The sequence below is a fragment of the uncultured Chitinophaga sp. genome (assembly GCF_937874145.1).
Classification (GTDB): Bacteria; Bacteroidota; Bacteroidia; order Chitinophagales; family Chitinophagaceae; genus Chitinophaga.
The window spans coordinates 1-4,009 of sequence record NZ_CALNBI010000504.1 but is presented as its reverse complement, the minus strand read 5'-3'; the positions used below and the strand labels follow the sequence as shown (position 1 = coordinate 4,009).

The window sequence follows — 4,009 nt, the reverse complement described above, 5'->3', positions numbered from 1 at the left end:
CCGTTTTGCGTGGTTCTTCGAAGAACAGTTCCCGCGCGCGCTCGTCGAGGATGGTGCTGAGGTCCAGCGTGCCGGCGAAAGGCGCGCAACCGGCGCGGGTGCGCACCTGGTTGAGGTCGTCCGCCGCCAGTCCCAATTGTCCTTTCCAGTAATAAGCTTCGGCACGCAAAAGGTAGGTTTCCGCCAGGCGGAAGATGTACCAGTCGGAGTGGCCGCCCTGCATGGGGGAGTTTTCGGTGTCGGGAACGAAGATCTTGTAATGCGGCCATCCGAACCAGCAGCGGATCGTGTCTACGCACAGGATACCGCCGGCGTCGTTGCGCAGCTGCAGGTTCTTCAGGTACCAGGGATCATTGCTGGTCTTCAGCCCCATATCATTGTAAACCAGGTCTTCCATATTCATCCAGTTGCCCTTGGCATGGCGGAGATCGTTGGGGTCGTCCCAGATCTCGTACAGGCTGTAGGGCGTAGGGCGGCACCGGCCAATCCCGCGGCCGTAGAGGTTGCTCTGTACGAATTCCGGGTTGGTATTGTCGTTGGTGCCTTTTTTTCCCGAAGGCGAAGAAATATTGGAGCCCCAGTAAGGTACGGCTTGCCGCATGATGCGCATCCCGCCGTCGAACCCGCCGTCGCCAAACCGGTCGATCACATAAAAGAGGCCTTCCCGGTTCTCGCCGAGCGATTTGTTTTCAGGACGGTGCAAATCCCAGATCACGTTTTTCTTCGTGGCGCCGAAGGGCTGCCGCATGAGGCTATACGCGCCGCCGTCGATCACCGCGCTGGCGGATGCGATCGCGTCGTCGAATTTGCCCAGCGCCAGGTTTACCTTGGTGAGCAGGTGCAGCACCGCGCCTTTCGTCACTTCGCCACGCGCCACATTATCCGTCACCCATCCCTTCGCGGAATCCAGGTCTTTTTTGATGTATTCCAGTATGACGTCGCGCTTGGTGGTATAGAAATTCGTCCTTGGCGAAACGATCTCTTTCATCGGCGCCGGCACATCGCCGAACTGCATGCAGAGCCGGTAATAACGGAGCGCGCGGTGAAACAGCGCGGAACCGAGGATCGAATTGCGTTCCGCGGCACTGGCGTAAGTGGCGTCATCAATCCGCGAAATCACCGTATTCGCATATTTGATGCCCTTGTATCCCTCGTTCCAGTAATGGTAAATACGTGCACGGTCGGCACTGTTCTCGTTGGCGCCGTCCGGCGTGATGAGCAGGTTGAGATCCTGCGGGGGGCCGGATTTGTCGGTCACGCCTTCCACCGTTACTTCGGAGAAGAGCATTTCGGTGAGGATGGGCGGATTGTCGCCGTAATACTCGATCCGCGCATTGCGCGCGCAGGCCACGAGGGCGGCACGCATGGCGGCGGCGTCTACAAATGTTTCGTCGGGTTCGTAAAACGACAGCGGTTTCGGCGTCAGCCAGTCTTTACCACATCCCGTTCCGATGGCCAGCGCCCCGGCGAAGAGGACGATCTTGCTGAAATATTGTGTATGCTTGTTCATGATCATTCTTTTTTCAACTCATTAAAAAGTGGCATTGATACCCAGGGAATAATTGCGTGCGGGAATGTTGTTGCCGTATTCTGCGTCCCAGAACATCCAGTCGGGCTGCCAGATGGCGGCGTTGCTGATGTTGCCGTATACTTTCAGGGAACCGATCCCGATCCGTTTGCTGATCGCCTGTGGTACGGAGTAAGCCAGCGCCACGGTATTCAGCCTGATAAATGACGCCTTGCGGAAATTGGTGAACCCGATGCTGCCATTGTTGGAGAACAGGCGGGCATGATCGTCGATCTGGTTTTCCGGCGTCCAGTAGGGTATGATATAGGAGTTTTGCCGGTCGATGAAGCCGGAGTTGTTTTTCGCCTGGTTGTAATCTTTATAATGCCCCCAGTGGCTGTACAGCATGAACGATAAAGAAAGCCCCTTGTAGGAGAAATCGTTGCGGAGCGTCCACTGGTAGCGGGGTGATCGGTAACCGAGGAATTGCTTGTCGTCGTCGGAGAACTTCCCGTCGCCGTTGGTGTCCTGCAGCTTGAAGTCGCCCGGTTTCACGCCGAATTTAGCGGCTACGGCGGCTTCGGAAGTCTTCCATACGCCGAGGATTTTCATATCCCAGATCTCATCGATATCGTGGCCGATGAACCAGCGGTTACCCCGGTCGTCAAGCTCCTTCATCTCTATTTTGCCATCTGCGCCTTTCACCGGAACCGGCCCGTAAAGGCTCACGATGCGGTTGCGGTTGGTGAAGAAATTGAGGCTGGTTCCCCACTCGAAGTCCGTCGTCCGCACGTTCACGCTGTTGAGGCTGAGCTCGATCCCGCGGTTTTGGATTTCGCCGAGGTTGGATATCACGTTGTCATATCCCGTAACGTCGGACAGGGTGCGGCTCGTGAGCAGGTCGGTCGTACTTTTCCGGTAAACTTCCACCGTTCCCGACAGCCGGTTGTTCAGTACGCTGAAATCGAGGCCGAGGTTATAGGAAATGCTCTTTTCCCATTTGAGCTGCGGGTTGGGCATGCGGCTGCCGTATAGTTGCGACACCAGCACGATATTGCCGTTGGGCATGATGTACTGGTATTTGCCCGTCGTGAGGTTGCCGAGCGCCACGTACCGCCCGATATCGCGGTTGCCGACCACGCCCCAGGAAGCGCGGAGCTTGCCGAAGTCCAGCCAGGGGAGGTTTACGAAACTTTCCTTACTGAAAACCCAGCCTACGCCAACGGAGGGGAAATTGGCCCGGGGGTTCGATTGCCCGAAAGCCGAATAGCCGTCGCGGCGGATGGAGGCCGTCAGCATGTATTTCTGCTTCCAGGAATAGTTGAGCCTGCCCATCAGCGCATCGCCGGTGGCCAGGGAATCAAAGCTGCTGATCACGGGCTTGATGCCGCTGCCGATATTGTGCCACGACAAATTATCGTTCGGGTCGAAGCCTTCATTCTCCATCTGGTTGCGCCAGCTTTGGTATTTTTCGGAGTTGTACAGCAGGGTGACGTCGAAATCATGATCGCCATATGTTTTGTTCCAACGGAGGATATTATCGATCTGCCAGTTGAAGAAATCCTGCTGCCTTCTCACCGCATACCCTTTACGGGCCGCATACCGGAAATCCTTCGCGAGGTTCGCGTTGAAGTATTTGCCCCATTCGAAGTTGGGCGTGAAGTTCACCTGGTACGAGAATCCGTATCCGATTTCCCCTTTTGCATAAATGCTCCCGAACAGTGTATGGAATTTCTGCAGCCGGTCGGTGTAGGCGTAGTTGAGGAAGGGATTGGTATTGTTGCCGATGTCGTCGTTGGGGCTGTCGCGCAGGGTGATGCCATCGTCTTTGTATTTCTGGCCCCAGGGGCTGGCGTTGATCATCTGCCCCCAATCCACCGTCACCTGGCTTTCGTCGCGGTCGGCGAATTGCAGGTTGATGCCTACTGTGGCCCATTTCGCGGCTTTTGCTTCCACGTTGATACGGGTCCGGAAGGTGGTGAATTTATCGCCGAGGATAACGCCTTCGTTGTTGGTATATCCCGCTGAGATGTAATATGAAACGCTTTCATTTTTGCCGCTTACGCTCACGGTATGGTCGTTGCGGAGGCCATTCTGGAACATCTGGCTATACCAGTCGGTTTCCTGCCCGGCTTTATAGTTTTTCACTTCTAGCGAAAGGATTTTGAGGCGGTTCAGCCAGATATCTACGGGGTCGCCTTGCGAATTGTCGTAGGCTTTCCACTGGTCGATGGTGATATCGGAGGGCAGTTGGCGGGGATCGTCGAACTGGTAAGGCTTTGCGTTGGCGTTCATGCTCTTGAGCACGTCGGTCCGCCAGCGCACGAACCCGGCGCCGTCGTACAGGGGCTGGTCCATGGCGAGCGTTGCCACGCCGATGTTGCTGTTGAGGGTGACGGTAGGTTTGCCGGACGAGCCTTTCTTGGTGGTGATGAGTACAACGCCGGATGCGGATTTGGCGCCGAATACGGCGGCCGCGCTGGCGTCCTTGAGCACGTCTAT

The 4,009-nt window shown here is 56.3% G+C and carries 2 protein-coding genes; both read right to left on the bottom strand.

Annotated features, from left to right (window positions below; genetic code table 11):
* On the bottom strand, positions 1–1,510 hold a 1,510-nt coding region (locus Q0510_RS23855; protein WP_298717483.1), incomplete at its 3' end, for a RagB/SusD family nutrient uptake outer membrane protein.
* Positions 1,511–1,531: 21 nt separating this feature from the next.
* Positions 1,532–4,009 (bottom strand): SusC/RagA family TonB-linked outer membrane protein (locus Q0510_RS23850; RefSeq protein ID WP_298717480.1); only part of this gene is annotated, 2,478 nt, incomplete at its 5' end.